Origin of the sequence: Pseudohongiella sp. SYSU M77423 (genome assembly GCF_029911965.1) — a bacterium.
Classification (GTDB): domain Bacteria; phylum Pseudomonadota; class Gammaproteobacteria; order Pseudomonadales; family Pseudohongiellaceae; genus Pseudohongiella.
The window spans coordinates 118,184-137,109 of sequence record NZ_JARYTH010000004.1; the positions used below are offsets into that span (position 1 = coordinate 118,184).

General features: G+C 54.5%; 14 protein-coding genes. 2 read left to right on the top strand and 12 right to left on the bottom strand.

All coding sequences use genetic code 11. The annotated features are described in order from the left end of the window. Positions 1-142: 142 nt before the first annotated feature. Positions 143-1,372 (bottom strand): ammonium transporter, encoded by a 1,230-nt coding sequence (locus QGM61_RS10175; RefSeq protein ID WP_272907202.1) that lies wholly within the window; start codon positions 1,370-1,372, stop codon positions 143-145. A 67-nt stretch (positions 1,373-1,439) separates the two neighbouring features. Next, positions 1,440-1,778, bottom strand: a complete 339-nt coding sequence (glnK, locus tag QGM61_RS10180; RefSeq protein WP_237132478.1) for a P-II family nitrogen regulator — start codon at positions 1,776-1,778, stop codon at positions 1,440-1,442. Between the two features lie 298 nt (positions 1,779-2,076). Here glnK and QGM61_RS10185 point away from each other — a divergent pair, with 298 nt between their 5' ends. After that, positions 2,077-2,334, top strand: coding sequence for an accessory factor UbiK family protein (locus QGM61_RS10185; RefSeq protein WP_237132479.1), 258 nt, complete (start codon positions 2,077-2,079; stop codon positions 2,332-2,334). Here the strand turns inward: QGM61_RS10185 and QGM61_RS10190 are convergent. After that, positions 2,267-3,841 carry a YifB family Mg chelatase-like AAA ATPase gene (locus QGM61_RS10190; RefSeq protein WP_281132875.1) on the bottom strand — a complete coding sequence of 525 codons (1,575 nt, stop codon included), beginning with the start codon at positions 3,839-3,841 and terminating at the stop codon, positions 2,267-2,269. The genes QGM61_RS10185 and QGM61_RS10190 overlap by 68 nt on opposite strands. A gap of 118 nt (positions 3,842-3,959) precedes the next feature. Next, positions 3,960-5,675, bottom strand: a complete 1,716-nt coding sequence (locus QGM61_RS10195; protein WP_237132483.1) for a putative bifunctional diguanylate cyclase/phosphodiesterase — start codon at positions 5,673-5,675, stop codon at positions 3,960-3,962. Positions 5,676-5,870: 195 nt separating this feature from the next. Between QGM61_RS10195 and rep the strand changes: the two genes are divergently transcribed. Next, positions 5,871-7,898, top strand: a complete 2,028-nt coding sequence (rep, locus tag QGM61_RS10200) for a DNA helicase Rep (protein ID WP_237132484.1) — start codon at positions 5,871-5,873, stop codon at positions 7,896-7,898. Between the two features lie 81 nt (positions 7,899-7,979). Here the strand turns inward: rep and QGM61_RS10205 are convergent, their stop codons facing one another. From QGM61_RS10205 to QGM61_RS10240, 8 genes are all read right to left on the bottom strand, one after another. Continuing rightward, on the bottom strand, positions 7,980-8,348 hold the full coding sequence (locus QGM61_RS10205) for a c-type cytochrome (protein WP_281132876.1): 369 nt from the start codon (positions 8,346-8,348) through the stop codon (positions 7,980-7,982). Positions 8,349-8,433: 85 nt separating this feature from the next. Next, positions 8,434-8,880, bottom strand: a complete 447-nt coding sequence (locus QGM61_RS10210) for a c-type cytochrome (RefSeq protein ID WP_237132486.1) — start codon at positions 8,878-8,880, stop codon at positions 8,434-8,436. A gap of 144 nt (positions 8,881-9,024) precedes the next feature. Beyond that, entirely contained in the window at positions 9,025-9,717 is a 693-nt protein-coding gene (locus QGM61_RS10215; RefSeq protein WP_237132487.1) for a hypothetical protein, read from the bottom strand. Positions 9,718-9,728: 11 nt separating this feature from the next. Further along, on the bottom strand, positions 9,729-10,514 hold the full coding sequence (locus QGM61_RS10220) for a SapC family protein (RefSeq protein WP_281132877.1): 786 nt from the start codon (positions 10,512-10,514) through the stop codon (positions 9,729-9,731). A gap of 94 nt (positions 10,515-10,608) precedes the next feature. After that, positions 10,609-12,144, bottom strand: a complete 1,536-nt coding sequence (locus tag QGM61_RS10225; RefSeq protein ID WP_237132489.1) for a class I SAM-dependent methyltransferase — start codon at positions 12,142-12,144, stop codon at positions 10,609-10,611. Positions 12,145-12,290: 146 nt separating this feature from the next. Next, positions 12,291-15,071, bottom strand: a complete 2,781-nt coding sequence (locus tag QGM61_RS10230) for a beta strand repeat-containing protein (RefSeq protein ID WP_281132878.1) — start codon at positions 15,069-15,071, stop codon at positions 12,291-12,293. 324 nt (positions 15,072-15,395) lie between these two features. Further along, positions 15,396-16,826 carry a tetratricopeptide repeat protein gene (locus tag QGM61_RS10235; protein ID WP_281132879.1) on the bottom strand — a complete coding sequence of 477 codons (1,431 nt, stop codon included), beginning with the start codon at positions 16,824-16,826 and terminating at the stop codon, positions 15,396-15,398. Positions 16,827-16,921: 95 nt separating this feature from the next. After that, complete coding sequence (locus QGM61_RS10240) at positions 16,922-18,925, bottom strand: CHASE2 domain-containing protein (protein ID WP_281132880.1); 2,004 nt, start codon at positions 18,923-18,925, stop codon at positions 16,922-16,924. Between the last annotated feature and the right edge of the window lies 1 nt (position 18,926).

Below are 18,926 nucleotides of genomic sequence, written 5' to 3' on the forward strand. Positions count from 1 at the left end.
GGGCCGTATAGTGACGACAGAACCGTTGGGGGGTGGTCACTGTCGTGTTCTTTGTTGCCTATTGCAGAAAAACGATTCCTTGCGAGCTTACTGCGTCGTGCAAAAGGGCCGCCGCAAACTGCGCAGCGGCCCTGGTCAAACATTACTTGGTGAATTCCGGGTAGGCTTCCAGGCCACACTCAGAGATATCTACACCGTTGTCTTCTTCCTCTTCAGTCACGCGGATGCCAATGACTGCTTTCAGAGCGATCCAGACGATCAGGCTGGTTACAAATACCCAGACGAAGATGGTCAGGGCGCCGATGATCTGGCCAGAGAAAGATGAGCCGTCGTTAGTGATTGGCACCAGCAGCAGACCCAGCAGACCACAGGTACCGTGAACAGAGATCGCACCAACCGGATCGTCGATCTTGATCTTGTCCAGGAACAGGATGCTGAATACAACCAGTACGCCACCGATACCACCGAAGATGGTTGCCTGCAGCGCAGTCGGAGTAGAAGGCTCAGCAGTGATAGCTACCAGACCAGCCAGCGCGCCGTTCAGCGCCATGGTCAGATCAGCCTTGCCGAACATCAGGCGAGCTGTGATCAAGGCAGCGATAAGACCACCAGCAGCTGCAGCATTGGTGTTCAGGAACACCATGGCGACCGCGTTGGAGTTGGCGACGTCTGCCAGCTTCAGGACAGAACCGCCGTTGAAGCCGAACCAGCCCATCCACAGGATGAAAGTACCAAGCGTTGCCAGCGGCAGGTTGGCGCCAGGAATAGCACGCACTGAACCGTCAGCAGCGTACTTGCCTTTACGAGCACCCAGAATCAGTACACCCGCCAGTGCGGCTGCCGCACCTGCCATGTGAACGATGCCAGAGCCAGCGAAGTCAGAGAAGCCCAGATCACCCAGTGTGAACATGCCAAATACAGCGTTACCGCCCCATGTCCAGGCACCTTCCATCGGGTAGATGAAGCCAGTCATGACTACAGCGAATGCCAGGAAGGCCCACAGCTTCATACGTTCTGCGACTGCACCAGAGACGATGGACATGGCTGTTGCCACAAACACCACCTGGAAGAAGAAGTCAGAAGCGCCAGAGTAAACTGAACCGCCGTCAAAGCCTGCTTCAGCCTTGCTTGCCAGCGCATCAGCAACCAGTGTGTCGCCGCCTTCAATGCCAGTCAGGAAGTAAGTACCGCCGTACATGATCGCGTAACCGCTGATCAGATACATGGTGCACGATACCGCAAACAGCGCCACGTTCTTGGTCAGAATTTCGGTTGTGTTCTTGGAACGGACCAGACCGGCTTCCAGCATAGAGAAGCCTGCCGCCATCCACATTACCAGTGCGCCGCACACCAGAAAGTAGAAGGTGTCCATCGCGTACTGAAGTTCAAAAATTTGGTTTTCCACCTTGATTTCCTCCGATTATGGGATCGACAGCCGCTTATACTGCAGCTTCGCCAGTTTCACCGGTTCTGATGCGAATAACCTGCATCAGGTCCGAAACAAAGATCTTGCCGTCACCGATTTTTCCAGTGTTGGCGGCCTTGGTGATGGCTTCCAGTGTCTGATCCAACAGATCATCGCCGATGGCCACTTCGATCTTCACTTTGGGCAGAAAATCCACCACGTATTCCGCACCACGATACAATTCGGTATGGCCTTTCTGCCGTCCAAAACCTTTGACTTCAGTTACCGTGATCCCCTGAACGCCTATCTCGGACAGTGCCTCGCGGGCATCGTCCAGCTTGAAAGGCTTGATAATCGCCGTTACTAACTTCATGAGTTGCTCCTTTCTTGTTAATACCTGCGCCGCCTATTCAGCCCAGATACACCTGGACCACGTCTATGCATGGCGCGTGCCACATTGGTAATTTGACGTAATATCATGCATCTAGGCGGGCATGGCAGGATCCCGGAATCAATAAAGCACCATTTTGGTGCGCCTTGATTTGCCAATGCACAAAAAGAGGGAGAAACCAGAACGTCCGGTTCACTGACCCGTGATAAGGATTAGCTTTTAGCAGGTGACTTATTTCGGCATAATCCAATTGCAAGTCCTAAGCCGCCGGAGGCCAACCTTGAATCGTAATTTGCTGGATGAACTGACCGAGCGCATCAATCGATTGATGCCTCAGGCTCAGGCCATGGGAGAGGAAGCAAAAGAGGGAATGCGCACCGCGCTGCAGCAGACTTTTGCCAAAATGGATCTGGTGACCCGGGAAGAGTTTGATGCTCAGCAGCGCGCACTGGAGCGTGCGGAACAAAAGCTTATCGAGCTGGAGGCGCAACTGACGGCGCTGGAGCAGCGTGCGGCGAACCCAGGCCACGAAGACTGAGCCCCCTGTAAGAAGCTGCCTCGGCAATGTCTTGCGTTTCAATTTCAGCACGGCCGTCAAGGTCGGCAATCGTCCGGGCCAGCTTGATCAGGCGATGACAGGCCCGCGCCGACAGCTTCATTTTCTCCACCACCTTTTTCAGTAAGGCATCACAGCCAGCAGACAAAGGGCAGATATCGTGTAATTGCCGCGCATTCAGCCGGGCATTCAGGCAGCCAGCTCGCGCGAGCTGCAGTCGGCGGCATCGCTCAATCTGCTGCAGCGTCACGTCGAGGCCGGCTTCAGGCTCAGTATGCGTATTGCGCTGCATCAACTCCTGATAACTCAGGCGCGCAACTTCCACATGCAGATCGATACGATCCAGCAGTGGGCCTGAGATCTTTTCCAGGTATCGCGCAATGCGATCGGGTGTGCAGCTGCATTGTCGCTCGGAATCCCCGTAGTAGCCGCAAGGACAGGGGTTCATGGCACAGACAAGCAGGAAGTCAGATGGGAATGTTACGCGATAATCCGCCCTGCTGATGGTGATATGCCCGGCTTCCAGCGGTTCGCGCATACTCTCCAGCACATGGCGTTTGAATTCTGTCAGCTCATCCAGAAACAGCACACCTGCGTGCGCTAGCGTCACCTCTCCGGGATTGAGGCTGCGGCCGCCACCTACAATGGCAGCGCTGCTTGCACTGTGATGGGGCGCACGAAAGGGTGGTTCGCCCCATTGCGCCGCCTCAACCGGGTGACCTGCGACTGAGCGGATTGCCGCTACTTCCAGTGAGGAGTCCTCGGGCAAAGTCGGCAACAGTTTTGGCAGGGCGTTGGCCAACAGCGTCTTGCCGGTCCCGGGGGGACCTACCATCAGCAGGTTATGCCCTCCCGCCGCCGAAATCACCAGTGCGCGCTTGGCGTGCTGCTGGCCGCTGATCGCAGAGAGTGGCGAAGCAACAGTGCGACCTTGTTTATTATGCGAAAGCGACGCTGCAGGCATTGGCTCCAGCCCTGCGCCCGCGCCAAAGTGCTGGCAGGCCTGGACTAACGTAGAGGCGCCGTAACACCGGGCACCTTTGACCACTGCCGCCTCAGCTGCATTATCAGCCGGGATCAGCACTTCACGTGTGTTGCCACGCGCTGCGATGATTGCAGGGACCACACCCTGAACGCGACGAATCTCTCCTGACAGCGCCAGCTCACCCAGAATTTCGGTAGACTCAAGACGCCTGGCGGCGATCTGCTCAGAGGCCGCCAGGATGCTCAGCGCAATAGCCAGGTCATAACGCCCGCCGCTTTTGGGTATGTCCGCTGGCGCCAGATTGATGGTGATGCGCCGGGCCGGGAACTCCAGACCGGCATTGATGATGGCGCTCCGTACCCGCTCGCGACTCTCCTTCACGGCAGTTTCCGGCAGCCCGACCATGGACAGCGACGGCAGCCCATTGGACAGATGCGTCTCCACTGTCACCAGCGGCGCATCCACACCCTGATTGGCCCGTGTATAAACGACGGACAGCGACATTGATGTCCTCCCTGACGATGTCGGTGTCGGAATGTTGAAGTGTTGCTAATGGAGTTATAGCTGAAAACGTGGGTTTGTGCAGATATAGAGCGATGAGAAGTTATGGACGGATTCGTGACTACTGATGAAACCTGCCCGGTGTCGGCAGAACCTCATCAAAGCCCTGCCGGCGCTCCAGCTCTAGCATGACCAGCAGGTCGTCGTAGCTGATGGGTTTGCTGAAGTAGTAACCCTGCACCTGATCACACTGGTTTTCGCGCAGGAACTCGACCACATCCTGGGTCTCGGCGCCCTCGGCGATGACGCGCATGTTAAGGCTGTGGGCCAGGCTGATGATAGCCTTGACGATGGTCGCGTCATCCAGACTCTGACAGACGCCGCTGACAAAGCTGCGATCCACTTTGAGGGCGGAGATAGGCAGGCGCTGGATATGTGCGAATGAGGAATAACCGGTACCAAAATCGTCCAGAGAGATGGCGATACCCAGTTTGCTGAGCTCACGCAGGCTCTGGTCGACCGCGCTGCCCTCAATCATCATGGTGGTTTCGGTCAGTTCAAATTCCAGGCGGCCCGGCGCGATGTCATGCTTGCGAATGATGTTGGCGACCGTACGTACAAAATTTTTGTCCTGGAACTGTTTGAATGCCACGTTAACGGCAATCTGGATGTGATCCAGACCACGCGCAGAAAGTTCATTCAGATAGCGGCACGCTGCGTGGATTACCCAGTAGCCCAGTGGTACGATCAGGCCGCTTTCCTCGGCAATACGGATAAAGGCACCTGGCGGCAGCAGACCACGCACCGGATGTTGCCAGCGCACCAGCGCCTCGACACCCACCACGCGATTGCGGCTGATATCAATGCGAGGCTGAAAATGCAGCACAAAGTCTTCTTTACGCAGGCTGCGGCGAATCTCGGACTCCAGCTTCAATTCCTGCTGCGCGGCATCGGTCATGGCGCGGTTGTAGCGCTGCAGCGTGTTGCCTTTTTCCTGTTTGGCGGCCCGCATCGCCATATCGGCCTGTGCAAACAGTGCATCAACGGTAACCAGGCCCGGCTCCTTGATCGCAAGACCAAGACTGACATTCATTTTTACGGCATGTCGTGCCAGCGGGAAGGGCTTGTTCATGGCCTGCAGAATGGCATCGCTACGCTTTAACGCCTCAGCCTCGGCGGAACCGCCAACATGCTGGAAGATGACCGCAAACTCATTACCACCAATTCGCGCCAGGCGCTGTCCCGTGGCGAGACAGGACTGGATACGCTCAGCGATCAACTGAATCAGTGCATCGCCGGCGCCCTGGCCATAGGACACGTTGACCTTCTTGAACTGATCGACGTCAATCAGTAACAGCGCCACCTGTGCCTCATCCAGCACGTTGCTCAGAGCGCTGGCAAGTTGCTCTCGCAACTGTTGGCGGTTACTCAGGCCAGTCAGGGGGTCCGTCGCTCGAACCGGCTTATTTATGACGGTGCGACGATTGGCGCCGAAGTGTAGTAATGCGCTGCGCAGCAATGGCACGCTCAGCGCTGCGCGGGGCAGCACTTCAAAATCTCGATGATGGCTGAATTCCGGGCTTTCTTTGTCACTGAGAACGATAAGAGGAAGGGTGATTTTCTGGCGACTGAGCTCCATCAGCAGGCGGGCGGCTACCAACACATCGCTGACCTGGCCCCATATCATCAGGTCGCACTGCGATAGATCGCGCTTGGCCAGAGCTGCGGAATCGGCTGGGCATCTGATCAATTGCCCCGGGATGTCAGCCATGCTCTGCAATAGCTGATCCATCAAGCCAAAATCCGATTCCTGTTCGGAAATAAGTAATATGCGCACTGCGCGGTCACCCTCTAACTCGAGATTACCCCAGAGTCAGTTATCGGCACTGGATCTGGTAACTACAGGTGATCCAGTTCACATATCCAAAAAATAACGAATTCTATCAAATTCCTAAAGCTGAGCCATCTATTAAGGCTCATGAGGTATAATCCCACGCCCCGCGCTTTCTTACACCAAGCAATTTCCAAAATCGTGAACCAGCTCAACTCTAAACAGAAAGAAGCCGTCAAATACATCAGCACGCCATTGCTGGTGCTGGCAGGTGCTGGTAGCGGGAAAACCAGCGTAATTACGCAAAAAATCAGCTATCTGATCCGAGAATGCGGGATCCCCGCACAAAAGATCGTTGCGGTGACATTCACCAATAAAGCCGCACGGGAAATGAATGAGCGTGTTGGGCGACTGCTGAAAGGCACCGATCACAATATGCGCGGGCTGACCATCGCCACTTTCCACCGCCTCGGCCTGACCATTATCCGTCATGAACTCAAGCACCTGGGTCTGAAAAGCGGATTCTCTATTTTCGATGCCCAGGATGCGATGTCTCTGCTTAAAAGCCTGTTGATACAGGGTGCAGAAATTTCCGAAGAGCAACTGCGGCTTATTCAGTGGCAAATATCAGAATGGAAAAACGACCTCTTGCTGCCCCCGCAGGCCATGGATGCAGCGCAGGATGCCGACACCGTATTTGCGGCACGTGTTTACGAGGAGTATCAGCGGCATCTGCGGGCGTTTAATGCTGTCGATTTCGATGACCTTATTCTGTTGCCAGTGACTCTGCTACAGGACCACGACCGGGTGCGTGAACGCTGGCAGAACCGTGTGCACTACATGCTGGTGGACGAATACCAGGACACCAACACCAGTCAGTACCAGCTGGTGAAGCTGCTGGTCGGGCCTCGCAATGGCCTGACCGTGGTGGGCGACGACGATCAGTCCATCTATGCCTGGCGGGGGGCACGTCCGGAGAACATGCTGCTGCTCCAGCAGGACTACCCCAGCCTGAAAGTCGTCAAGCTTGAGCAGAACTACCGCTCCAGCAACATCATCCTTCAGGCAGCCAACACCCTGATCGGTAATAACCCTCACATTTACGAAAAAACGCTGTGGAGTGAGCTGGGGCTGGGCGAGCCCATGCGCGTGCTGGCGGTCTCTGACCAGGACGCTGAAGCTGAACGCATCTGCACTGAGATTCTTACACTATGCGTCCAAAAGCAGCTGAAGTATGGCGACTTTGCCATTCTGTATCGCGGCAATCACCAGGCGCGACTGCTTGAGATCAAATTGCAGGCTCACCAGATTCCCTACCAGCTAAGTGGTGGCACCTCGTTTTTTTCCCGCACCGAAATCAAGGATCTGATGGCCTACCTGCGCCTGCTCATCAATCCTGATGACGACAATGCTTTCCTGCGTATCATCAATACGCCCCGGCGCAAAATTGGCCCCTCCATTCTTGAGGGCCTGGGCACCTACGCCAATGAACGCGGCGTCAGCATGATGGCTGCGATTGACGAAATGGGCCTCGAGCAATATCTGGGCAAACCCAAAACCGAAAAACTGCGCGCCTTCCGCGAGTGGCTGCAGGGCGTTTCCCGACACTGTCATCGCGGCGACCCCATCAAGGCTATCCGCGAAATGATCAGCGATATGGACTACGAAGGCTGGTTGCAACAAAACAGCCCGACACCGAATGCTGCTGAGCGGGCAATCACCAATATCAACCTGCTGCTGGACTCGCTGGCTCGCAGTCTGCAGAACGACGATGAAGCCGAGCAGGATGAAGAAGCGCGGATTGAGGCAGCTATCAACAAGTTGATACTGCGCGACCTGCTGGAGCGTCAGGAAGAGGAAGGCGTGGACAATCAGGTCCAGCTGATGACCCTGCATGCCGCCAAAGGTTTGGAGTTCCCGTGGGTATTCATTATGGGGATGGAAGAGGAACTGTTGCCGCACCGAAACAGTATCGAGAACGACGATATTGAAGAAGAACGCCGGCTGGCCTACGTGGGTATTACCCGGGCAAGACGGGGACTGGTGTTTACGCTAACCAAAAAACGTAAACAGTTCGGTGAAATAGTGCCAACAACTCCCAGCCGTTTCCTGGATGAACTGCCGCAGGACCACCTGCAGTGGGAAGGCCGAGGGGACTCCACACCGGAACAGAAGCGTCAGAAAGGTGAAGCCGCGCTGGCAGGCCTGAAAGCCTTGCTGGAGGGATAAAGGACCGCAGTGCCCAAGCTGAACGTAGGAATTTATACGCATAAAAAAGGCCCCAATGGGGCCTTTTTCATTTAACTCGTCTTACTCAACGCTGTTTTCCAGGATGTATTCCAGAACCAGCGCCAGCTCGTCGTTTGAGCAGGTAAAACACATGCCTTTCGGCGGCATGATGTTGTTGTAACCATTGATGGTGCTTTCCAGCAGCACATCACGGCCTTTCTCAAGGCGCTCTGACCAGTCTTCTGAATTGCCAAAGCGTGGAGCACCAGCGGCGCCGCTGTTGTGGCATGCTGCACAGCTCTGAGTGTAGGTACGTTCAGCGCTGAAGCCTTCAGTAACCTGAGCCAGAGTCAGTGTCTGTTCAGCGGTAGCTGAACCGGTTGCCATGACAGTTGCCAGAACCAGACCAGAAAGTGCAGCACCCGTTTTTACGATATTTCTCAACTTCACGTTTGTTCCCCTCTCGCTTGACGCATTGAATAGGACTATCTGGGCCTATTATCTCCGGTCCAAACTGAACCGCAGATGAACAGGCTTACTCGGCAGACTGGCCGCTCAGGTATTCCACCAGCGACGCGATGTCTTCATCGGAGCAGGTGGTGCACATACCGCGCGGCGGCATGGCGTTGACGCCATTGATGGCATTGGAAACGATTGTCGAAAATCCTGCCTCGCCGACTCTTGATACCCAGTGATCAGCATCGCCGCGACGGGGCGCGCCAGCCATACCTGTGTTGTGGCACATTGCGCAGTATTGATCATAAGTCGTCGCAGGATCAAACGCGGCTGCTGTGGCACCAGATGCTGCAGGAGCACCGCCGGTTGCGCAAGGCTCCCCCGCCAGACAGACTTCACCGACCGGCTGCAGTCGCTGGGCAACCTGCTGTTCGTGTGTCTGTGCAACTACTGCACCGGCGATACCAAGGCCCAGTACCAGCAGACCCATTTTAACTACGCGGGACTTCAAACCCAGATTCAACATGCTTAACTCCTGAACTGATAACTAATAGGTGCTCCGAACAATAGAGACCCGACCACTGACGACAAAACTTTCACCGGGGACGGACACACTCGAACACGGCATTATAGCTGAAGTGCCGCAAGTCGTGCTACTGCGTGAAACTACTCAGTTGTCGCGTCGTACCCCATCGAGGTCCGCTTCAGCGCTGTCTGCCAGCCAGGGAAGGTCCAGGGGCAGGTGCCAGTGGGCTTCATCGCACTTGCTGATCATCAGCTCAATTAACTGATGAACGTTGTCTGCCTTCAACGGGATTGCGAATACCGGAAGATGCTGTCGACGCTCGATCATTGCGTCTGGCATCGGTAATCCTTTGAAAGCCAGCAGCAATTGCTGCTGATTTTTGTCGCCGCGTAACTGCACTGTCAATTCGGTTGCCAGGTACAGCTTGCCGCGGAGTGAAGGCTGTGAAGCATCTGAGTCGCTCTGGCCAGCAGTTTTCCCTGGATCCGCGCTGTCATTTTCCGGCGATGTTGCAGACCCCTCCGGCACATCCGATTTCGCCTTCTGAGCCGCCTTGTCAGCCTCGGCTTTGGCCTGCATTGCCTGTTGATGCCCCATACGCAACACTTCCTGCCAATAGACGCTGGGCGTTTTTTCCAGACCTGTGAGCGCCGGCAAGCGATCAACCAATTGCCGCATCACGACCATCACCATCCGCCTGCTTAGCAGCATGTGAACATCGGTGTCGGCCCCGGCCAACTGGGCACGGACGACCAATCGATCCTCCAGCGCGCTGTAGCTAATGGTGAACTGATTGCTCAGCGGAAAGTTTGAATTTTGCGGATGCTGATCTGCCATCTTACCGATGCCTACAGTGAATCAAAGTTGAGCGTGCCGCCATCTCCTTCACCGAACAGACCGTCGAGCTCTGCTGGCGCCTTCTTGGGGTCGGCGTTGCTGTGGAAGTTGGCTCGCTTTATCAATTGATCCATTTGTGCCGTGGAGAACAGTTGAGCATAAGCTAGTGGCAGTGCGCCGACATTTCGCAACGCGATCAATTGTTGCGCATCGAGTTCGTTCAATTTGGATTCATTGACCCGGTGAACACCATTAATTGTCAGCGGTGGCTGGTCTTCGCCCCTCGGTATCTCGATCATCCAGGGTTCTATCAGGCCGGCTTCGTCTAAGGCGGCACATGCCTTAAGTGTTTGTTGACGGTTATCTTCACACTGGGTGATGAAATTGACGGTATCCGCTGGTGTTTTCTCAAGTGTCCCGTCATCCTGAAACAGACGGGGAAAAGACTCATCGTCAGTCAGATGGCTTTGATCCACGCAGAATACTTTGTTCCCTTCCGTGTCGTTAAGCACCGCGAATGGGTATGCTCTGAGGCTGGCTGGAATATAGTCACCAAGCCACAGATGGTCGTTGCTTACATACAGGTTGCGGTCGCCACCGACACCAACCAGCGCTATGTATTGATAACTACCATCCTCAGCCTGAACAAAACCGGTGACATGTTGTGGCGCGATCCTGGCTATTTCTGCCAACAGGATTGGAACAATCTGCTGGTCCGCAACAAACTCAAACCCTTTGCTGGGTTGCCATCGCTTGTGCAGATGGTCTTTTCTGGAAATTGCTATCCACGAAGTCATAACTAATTGATCCTGCTACTGCTGTAAGTGAGAAGCGACGCAATACAGCGACTTTTCAAAAGCCGTGTTGCTTTCAACATCCATTATCTGAGGGTCAAACAATCTGAAGCGCCTTTAGCGCTGGCAATTGTTTCTGGGCAAACTCGTCAGCCTGGCGACTCAGTTCGGCAAGATTGTCCTCTGGTGTTTCCAGAGTTTTGCCGTCTTTAATCAATCGCTGATTTTGACTGCTTAGGACCTGCCACGCGTATTTCGCCCAATCTGCCGGCTGTTTTTGCCCCTCACTGATGGCAGACAGGAAAACCTGATTAAATCTGGGCACCATAATTCCGCCGCCGGTTACCGGACTGGCAAGGAACGAAATATCGTTACTGCCATGAGCGTTTGATCTAAGCTTGGCGTTAATCCTGGCTGTGTGCTTTCTGGCCTTTTGAATGACGGCGTCATCCTGAGCAGGTGCTATGGCGCCTGAAGACGCCAATACCATAGTGGCCTCAATTATTTGAGCAAGACTGATATTGTGCCCGGCCAGATGTTGCTCGACCTCTCCCAGCGTTCGGATTTTATGGTCTGCCATGAAGTCCAGAAACGGTCCGTAAACCGCTTCATTCATGCTGGCCTCACCCAGCGCAGTTTTTACTTTCAGTGAGACTTCCGGGCGATACACAGCCAGTACAATTTTTTGCGCTCTTACAGTCGCGGCAAGTTCCAGCGGATTAAGTCTGCGAGCACCTTTTACCCAGTAGTCTTTCCGAAACTGCTGGTTGACCATGAAGTCCCGAACCGACTCGCGAAACATATTGTCCGGGATCTCTTTCATGAATGCCTGCTGTTCGGCACTCAGATTTATCGAGTCAATGTTCTCCAGGTAGCTGGCCGAACAGGCATAACTTACCTTGGCGGTTTCCAGCCAGTCCGCCATCGTCGAGAAGTGCATGGGATGCCAATCCCGATTGAAATACTCGTGGGCAAGATAATGTCTGCTTTGTTCTTTCAACTTCTTCAGTCGCTCGCCGACGGTCGGATTTGCCCTCGCAAACATCGGATTGGTCGCTATCAGATTCTCTGCAAATTCAATCGCATCATCGATACGTGAAACAATTCCTCGACCTTCAGACCCGATCACCTCTGCATGTTCGGTCATCAAGTGCCGCATAGGCGCAAACGTAGCCCAGCCAGGTAAAGTGTTGTAGCTGATGTATAGAACGCCACCTACTTTGAGTTTGCGTCTGACAAAGTCGACGATAACGGCACGGTTCGCATCCGATATCCAGCTCCAGATACCGTGCAGGCCTATATAGTCGAACTCCGGCAGATCGTCACGATGGGCAAAGTCTTCGAAGGACTCATCGTAGAGTTGTGCATCGGAGCCGGAAATGGAGGCCAGCTCCTGCGCAAACCCAGCTTGTGCCGGGTTGAAGTCCGTACCGTACCAACTGGTAACCGAGGCCGATGCATGCAACGCAGCGCTCAGACCCTGGCCAAAACCCAGCTCGCAGGCTGTTCCGACCTCAGGAAAGACGAGCCCCTTGTTAAGAAATGCCATTTTTACTCTTAACGGGTTCAGCTCGGCGTAGTAGCCAAAAGTATATCCAATATCGGCTACGTAGCCTGCGCTCCAGTTGCTCACCTGTCATTCTCCTGTCAGTCGAATTCAATAGACGAATCTAAAGAAGCTTACCTTATTTCGTTTGCAAAATTCCAAGATAAAAAAAACCCCCCGCCTTGCGGCGAGGGGTTTTTGTTGCTCAAACTATCCGAGCATTCGCAATTACATTATGCGAATGTCAGGTAGTCAGTAGCTGTGTCAAGCGTAGAACCGGACAGATCCAGAGTACCAGTCAGCTTGATTACCAGGTCGCCAGCTGCCAGACCCGCTGTACCGTCGTTAGCGACGATATAGGTGTCTGAACCGTAGGTGAACCAGGACACTTCGTTAGCTGTATCAGTCAGTGAAGCCAGCGTCAGTGCTGAGTCCAGAGTAGTAACAGCAGCTGTCAGTGTAGTCTTGGCACCCAGTGTTGCACCTGCCAGAACGTTGCCAGCCAGCAGCTTGATGCTGTCGCCTACTGCGAAGTCAGTGATAGTAACGTTGGTAGCTGTTGCAGCAGTAGCACCAGTAGCTACTGAGGCAGCAACGTCAAACTTGTCGTTACCAGCGCCACCAGTCAGTGTGCCACCTGCAGCAGATGTAGTAATGGTGTCGTTACCGGCACCGCCCACTACTGTGGCTTTGCCAGCCAGAGTGATCACGTCGTTCGCTGAACCGCCAGTTACGGTCAGACCAGCTGTAGCAGCCTGAACGTTGGTGGTGTTGATGGTCAGTACGCCAGTAGCGGCTGAACCGTCGATTGCTGTTACACCAGCAGCTACGCCTGTACCAGGAGCAGTGTCACCAGCTGTTGCAGCGAAGGACAGAGTCAGCGCCTTGCTGCCGCTGGCTGTAACTGTCTTCAGTGTGCTGCCATCGATAGTGATGGTGTTAGTGCCGCTGCTGCCGTTAGAAACAACAGTTACGTTTTCAACGCCATCAGTCTTGACGGTGCCAGCTGCAACGGTGCCAGTTGTACCAGCAAAAGTCACTGTGTATGCATCGCTAGTGCCAGAAGTGCTCTTCAGGCCGATAGTGGTGGTACCAGTGTTGTTGCCAGTAACTGACAGACCTGTAGAAGCTGAAACGTTAGAAACAGTAGCACCACCTGTGCCGCCTGACAGAGTCAGAGAGCTGATGGTAGAACCAGTCATCAGTTCAACGTCCAGAGTCGCTGTAGTAGACAGATCCAGCGCTTCGAAGTTAACGAAACGAGCTGCGTTAGCAGCGTTGATCAGGCCAGCAGCTACCGTGTCATTGCCTTCACCACCGTCGATAGTGGTAGAGGTGCTTGCGGCAACTGAACCGCCGTTAACCAGCAGCTTGTCGTTACCAGCGCCCAGATTGATCGTAGAACCAGCAGCTACAGCGCCGCCCAGGGTTACTGAGTCATCACCTGCACCTGACTCAACAGTCAGCTTGGCAGCGCCCAGTGTGAAACTGTCATTGCCAGTGCCGGTTTTAACAGTTGTTACTGTAGCAGCCAGAGTACCCAGAGTCAGAGCAGCAGTTGCAGCTGAACCGTCAACTGAAGTTACTGTGGCAGCAACGCCGTTGTTCAGAGTCAGAGCAGAACCACCAGTGATGGTGATTGACTTGGCTGCAGTGAAGCCAGCGATGTCCAGTGAGTTCTTGGAACCGCCAGAGTTGATGGTCAGCGAGGTTGCCGTGGTGCTGTCAACGTCTGCACCGCCAGCCAGGAAGGCGTTAGTGGCGCTGCCGCTGTTGATACCAGCATTGTTAGCATTGATGGTGAACGCGTGACCACCAGTAGTTGAGTTGCTGATGGTGGTTGTGTAGGTAGCGTTGGTTGCACCAGTCAGGTTCAGAGTAGCCAGTGCACGACCGTCAGCTGCAGCAGCAGCATTCACAGAGTCCAAAGTCACTTCTGTCATTGTGGAGCCGTTGTTGTTACCCAACGTCGCTGAGTTGTTGTTGATGTCAACTGCGCCGCCGCCTTTAACACTAACAGTTGTTGCGCCGTTGCTGTTGACAGTGGTTGCACCAGTGCCAGCAGTTACGTTGATTGCTTTACCGCCAGTGATGGTAGTAGTAGCCGCGCCAGTAACAGTAGTTTTCACGTCAGTTGTAGTGGCTGCAGTCACAGCAGTGTTTGCTGTACCAGCAGCAGCTGACGTGAAGGAAGTCAGGCCAGTTACGGCAGAAACGTCTACGTTCACGCCACCGTTGGTCTGAAGTTCCATCGCTTCGATGTTGGTGAAAGTCACGCCAGGCAGGCTGAACTGAGCAGCAGCACCTGTTGCAGTGTCTGTAATGGCAACGGTGTCAGTACCGGCGCCGCCGTCCACTTTATCCAGACCACCCAGCACAGCGCTGGTTGCAGTTACAGTGGCACCAAAGGTGTCATTGCCGGAAGTACCAGTCAGGTTATCGATACCAGTGGTGAAGTTGTAAGTCTGACCAGCAGCAACTTCGCCGTCGATTTCAGCTTTGGCAGCAGTAACACTGGCAGCTGTTGCGTCAACTTCAGCAACAACTTCCTGCAGGTCGTTCAGGTTGGTTGTTGCTTTCTTCTGAACAACTGTGTGGTGGTTGGCCACTTCAACTTTGTTGGCCAGCTGAGCTTTAGCGTTCGCCCAGTTGGTGTCGGTAGAAGGAACGCCGTTCAGTGCTGCTACTGCAGCCAGAACTGTTTCAGAACGTGTCATGCCGTTGTTCAGCATGGTGGTCAGCTCGCCAATCGCGAAAGTGCGAGTAGTGGCTGAAACTGTGCTGCCAAGCAGATTGTCTACGAACTGAGTAGCAAATTCTGTGTTGGACAGGAACGTTGGGTAAATGCTCTTGAATTCTGCAGATGCTGCGAGGCTAGCTGCGATCTGTGCAACGGTGGCACCAGATTCATATGCGGCCGACAGATCAGACAGTACGCCTACACCAGGTGCGGCGTCGAACATGGCTACCACTACGGTAAGCAGTTCGGTACGAGCTTCAGTGCTAATCGCCATTTGTAACTCCTTAAAGTTTATTCCAAATTGTTTTATCCGATTGTGACATGCCTAAAAAGCAAATGACCGCATATCGGCTGTGCCAAGAATACTCAAGTAAAGCAAATTTGCCTGTGACCGGAGTCACACAACAGAAAATAAGCCCAACCAAGCTTTTGCATCCTGACCAATCACACTTGAGCCACATGAATATGAGTCACAAGCGGACGTGCGCAGGGATATTAACCTGATGACCGCCGGCTTGGCAACGCCCTGAAAAGGATTTTTCTTAAGTTTGTGCTGTAAGCGGCTATTTTTGTTAGCTATATGGCTAGTTGGCAAGCCTTAGAAGGTGTGCGTGAAGCCGAATTCAAGCGTGGTATCGACGCTGCGGAACAGTTCGAGATTGCTGCGCTGTTTCTGATGGTAGAAGTTCATCAGTAACTGCGTGTCAGCCGACAGCGGGTGATTGTACTGAATCAGCAAATAGCTGCGGCGTACTTTCCTTCGTGCATTGTCTTCAAGCAGCGGGCTATAGCCAGTCTGGTCCATCATTTCGGTGTGGTTGATCTGACTCATCAGCGAGCCCTTCAAGGGGCTTCCGTCAGGGAGCTGAAGACGCCAGTCCAGATTGAACTGCCAGCCAAGTCGGCTACCGCCAGAGCGCCGGTTACGAATAGGATCGTTGTACAGCGCACTGAATTCCGGGGTCCATTGTTGCTGGCCAATATTTGTGTCGCGAATACAGTTAAGGCCCAATGATGCCTTGCTTTCAATTGCGTTCAGCGAGCTTTGGTTGTGAAACAGCTGGTGCTGGGCAGCAGCGGCCGAGTAGGGGCGACATCTCGCGAACTGGAAAGACGGCATGTAGCGGCCACCAACTTCTGCTGCTGTATAAAGAGGTGTGCCACCAAACATCAGATGGCTGATACCTGCCACAGCCTGCCAGCTGTGAACGGCATTGGGCTTGATGAAGGCATATCGCGCGTCGAACTGCAGCATGTCAGAGGCTGCATCGTCGCTGACCCGGCCCCGCAACTCCGCAACCACATTGTGTTGGTGTTCAGGGGCCAGCTGCCGGTATCGCATACCCAGACGCCCGTTTAGATAAGGTCCTTCTTTCGGCTGAAATTCCGGGTTCAGTGGCAGTGTGACGTCTTCGCCCGACAGGGTCAGCGTGATGTCACTTGGCGAGGGCGCGCCATTCAGGTTGTTGTCATAACCCAGCAGCAGATCACCATGCCATTGTGTCTGTCGGGTCAGACCCTGCCACTGCTGCTGGCGTTGCTGCAAAGATGGCGCCAGGTCCTCTGGCAAATCTTCCCGCCCAAGAATCTGGCGATTCATGGCCAGAGCTGAGAACAGATCGCCGCGCAAATACAGCGCCTGCGCATAGTCAATCTGCGCACCACCATTGTTGGGGTCCAGCAGTAATGCCCGCTCGAGCGATTCCAACGCGGAATTCAAATTGCCGGTATTGAGCTGTGCGGCTCCCAGCAGTGCAAAGTACGAGGTCTCCTGAAGACAACGTGGCAACAGAGGTAACAGCTGCGCCTGAAGGTCATCCCAGTCCTGAGCGGACCAACCGGGATCGGCAGACAAATTATAGTAGGGCGTCAGATCAGGGCAGGTTTGCGAGCCCAATAGCTGACCGGCGCCAGCAGTTTGCGAGCCGGTATCTGTCTGAGCATATGAAAGTCCTGAAAAGGCCAGGAACACCCCTGCCAGACCCAGACTGTAGCGAATGCTTTTTATTTTCGAGGGGTGTTTTGACATGCGGGCAATTATGGTGAATCGCATGCGCGCAGGCAATAAGAAGACTGGTTAATTGTTTTAAGTGAGATAAGCAAAAGGTAGCGCTGTCTGACGGTTTACGGTTTGCCGCCCGAAACCACTTTGAGGTTGAGCTGGTCCTGCCGCGCACGACGCTGGGTAGCCTCATCATTCGCGGGCGCAAACAGGGTGTGCGGAATACGCAGACCGTCCAGCAGGTAGCTGCCCTGGGATTCAGGCTTGAGGTCGGACAGCTGACGGGCAACGCACTCGCCCATCAGGATTGGTTGTGCCAGTTCAGCAGTCAGTTCCTGGATACGCAGCGTGATGGTCACCGTGTCACCCAGCAGTGTATGACTGCGGCGATGGGCCGGCCCGATGGAACCTACCAGAGCGGGGCCCTGTTCAATACCTATGCCCAGCGCCAGTGGTTCCAGACCTGCAGGTGGTGTTTGTGGCATGTCTTTATGGATGCTTTCCTGCATTTGCTTTGCAGCTGCCAGAGCGGCATGTGCAGCGCGCTCGTTCTGACCATCCCAGACCGCCAGGACGCTATCACCCTTGAACTCCTGAATGCGCCCACCATGGCGCTCAACAATCTCTGCAGATTTGCTGAAGAAGAAATGCAGAATAGCTGCTGATTCCTCTGGCGGACGCGCTTCGCCAAAAGCAGAGAAATTGCGAAGATCGGCGCTCAACAGTGTTACGTCGCAGCGACGTGCATTGATGCTCGAGCTGGGCAGACTGTAGGCGATTTCGCGAGCGATATCACTGGGCAGGTAGCTGTTCAGGTTTCCAAATACGCGGGTACGTTCGACACGCACACGTGCCTGTTCCAGCAACAGCAGTGCACTGGCGGCAAGTATGCTGAACAGTGCAGGCGCAACCCAGCCCAACCAGATTTCATAGGCTGCCAGCAATTGCCAGTGCAATGCCAATGCGATCACCGGCATCAGAACTGCCGCTGCGGGCAGGCCATAGGCCGCCATACGCTCGCGGGCACTGGCCAGGCCATAAAGGGCAAGGGCAAACAGCACCGCCATCAGGCCCAGCAGCATTTCGGCGCTGCGAGGTGTGTAAGGCATTGTGGTATCCAGCAGGCTGCCAATCAGACGCGCCTGAAGTTCTACACCGGGTGTCGCGCCACTATATGGCGTGGGCACAATATCACCCATGCCAAACGCGGTACCGCCAATCAACACCCAGGCGTTTTGCAGCATCCCGGCAGGGTAGTTACCGTTAATAACATCAATCGCTGAAATAGCCTGAAAATTTTCTGGACGGTCTTTGTATGAGATTCGCAGATTGCCGTCCTGGTCCAGAGGAATATCCAATCCAGGATAGGCATTCAGTCGCATGATCTGTTCGGGCGCCAGCCAGCTGTCACCCTGGGTGATAGACGCCTGCCAGCTTCCAGCCGTTGTTGCCTGCAACAGTGCGCTAATCGCCAATGCTGGATAAGTCTGACCGTCAACGCAGATAACGGCAGGAACATTTCGAACAGAGCCATCGCTGGCGACAATAGGTGCAATGTGGCCCTTTGGAAGACTGGCGAAGCCAGCGTGGTTGGCAACAAAGCTTCCTGTTAGTGTCGCTGTAGCATCACAGGCGACCCCCTGCATCGGATGAGTCATCTGACCGGTCTGTACATCGGGCTGATTCTGTCCGGGTAGCACTGGCACCTGCGCCAATACAGCGCCCGGTGATGCCTGCAGCGCGGCAATCAATATGTCATCCCCCGAACGAGGTTCCGGGTAAACCACATCATGTATCTGTAGCTGCACGCCAGCAGCATTCAGCGCACTGACCAGCCGCGCCATATCATCTCGGGCCCATGGCCACGGACCAATCTCGGCAATACTTCGCTCATCAATGGCGACAATCGTAATACGTTCTTCGAGCTGGTCGTCAGCCGACAGTACCCAGCCCTGAGCACCGAGCCTTTCCTGGAGAATCTGCAAGGGTGCGGAAAACAGTGTCATCAGCAACAATGTCATTACTGCCGCAAGCGCCAGCATCAGCAGACGTCCACGCATGGGCATCAGCCGTGCGGCGACGTTGAGCGGGTTATAGACGGTTATCAGATGACGTAGCGTTTGCATG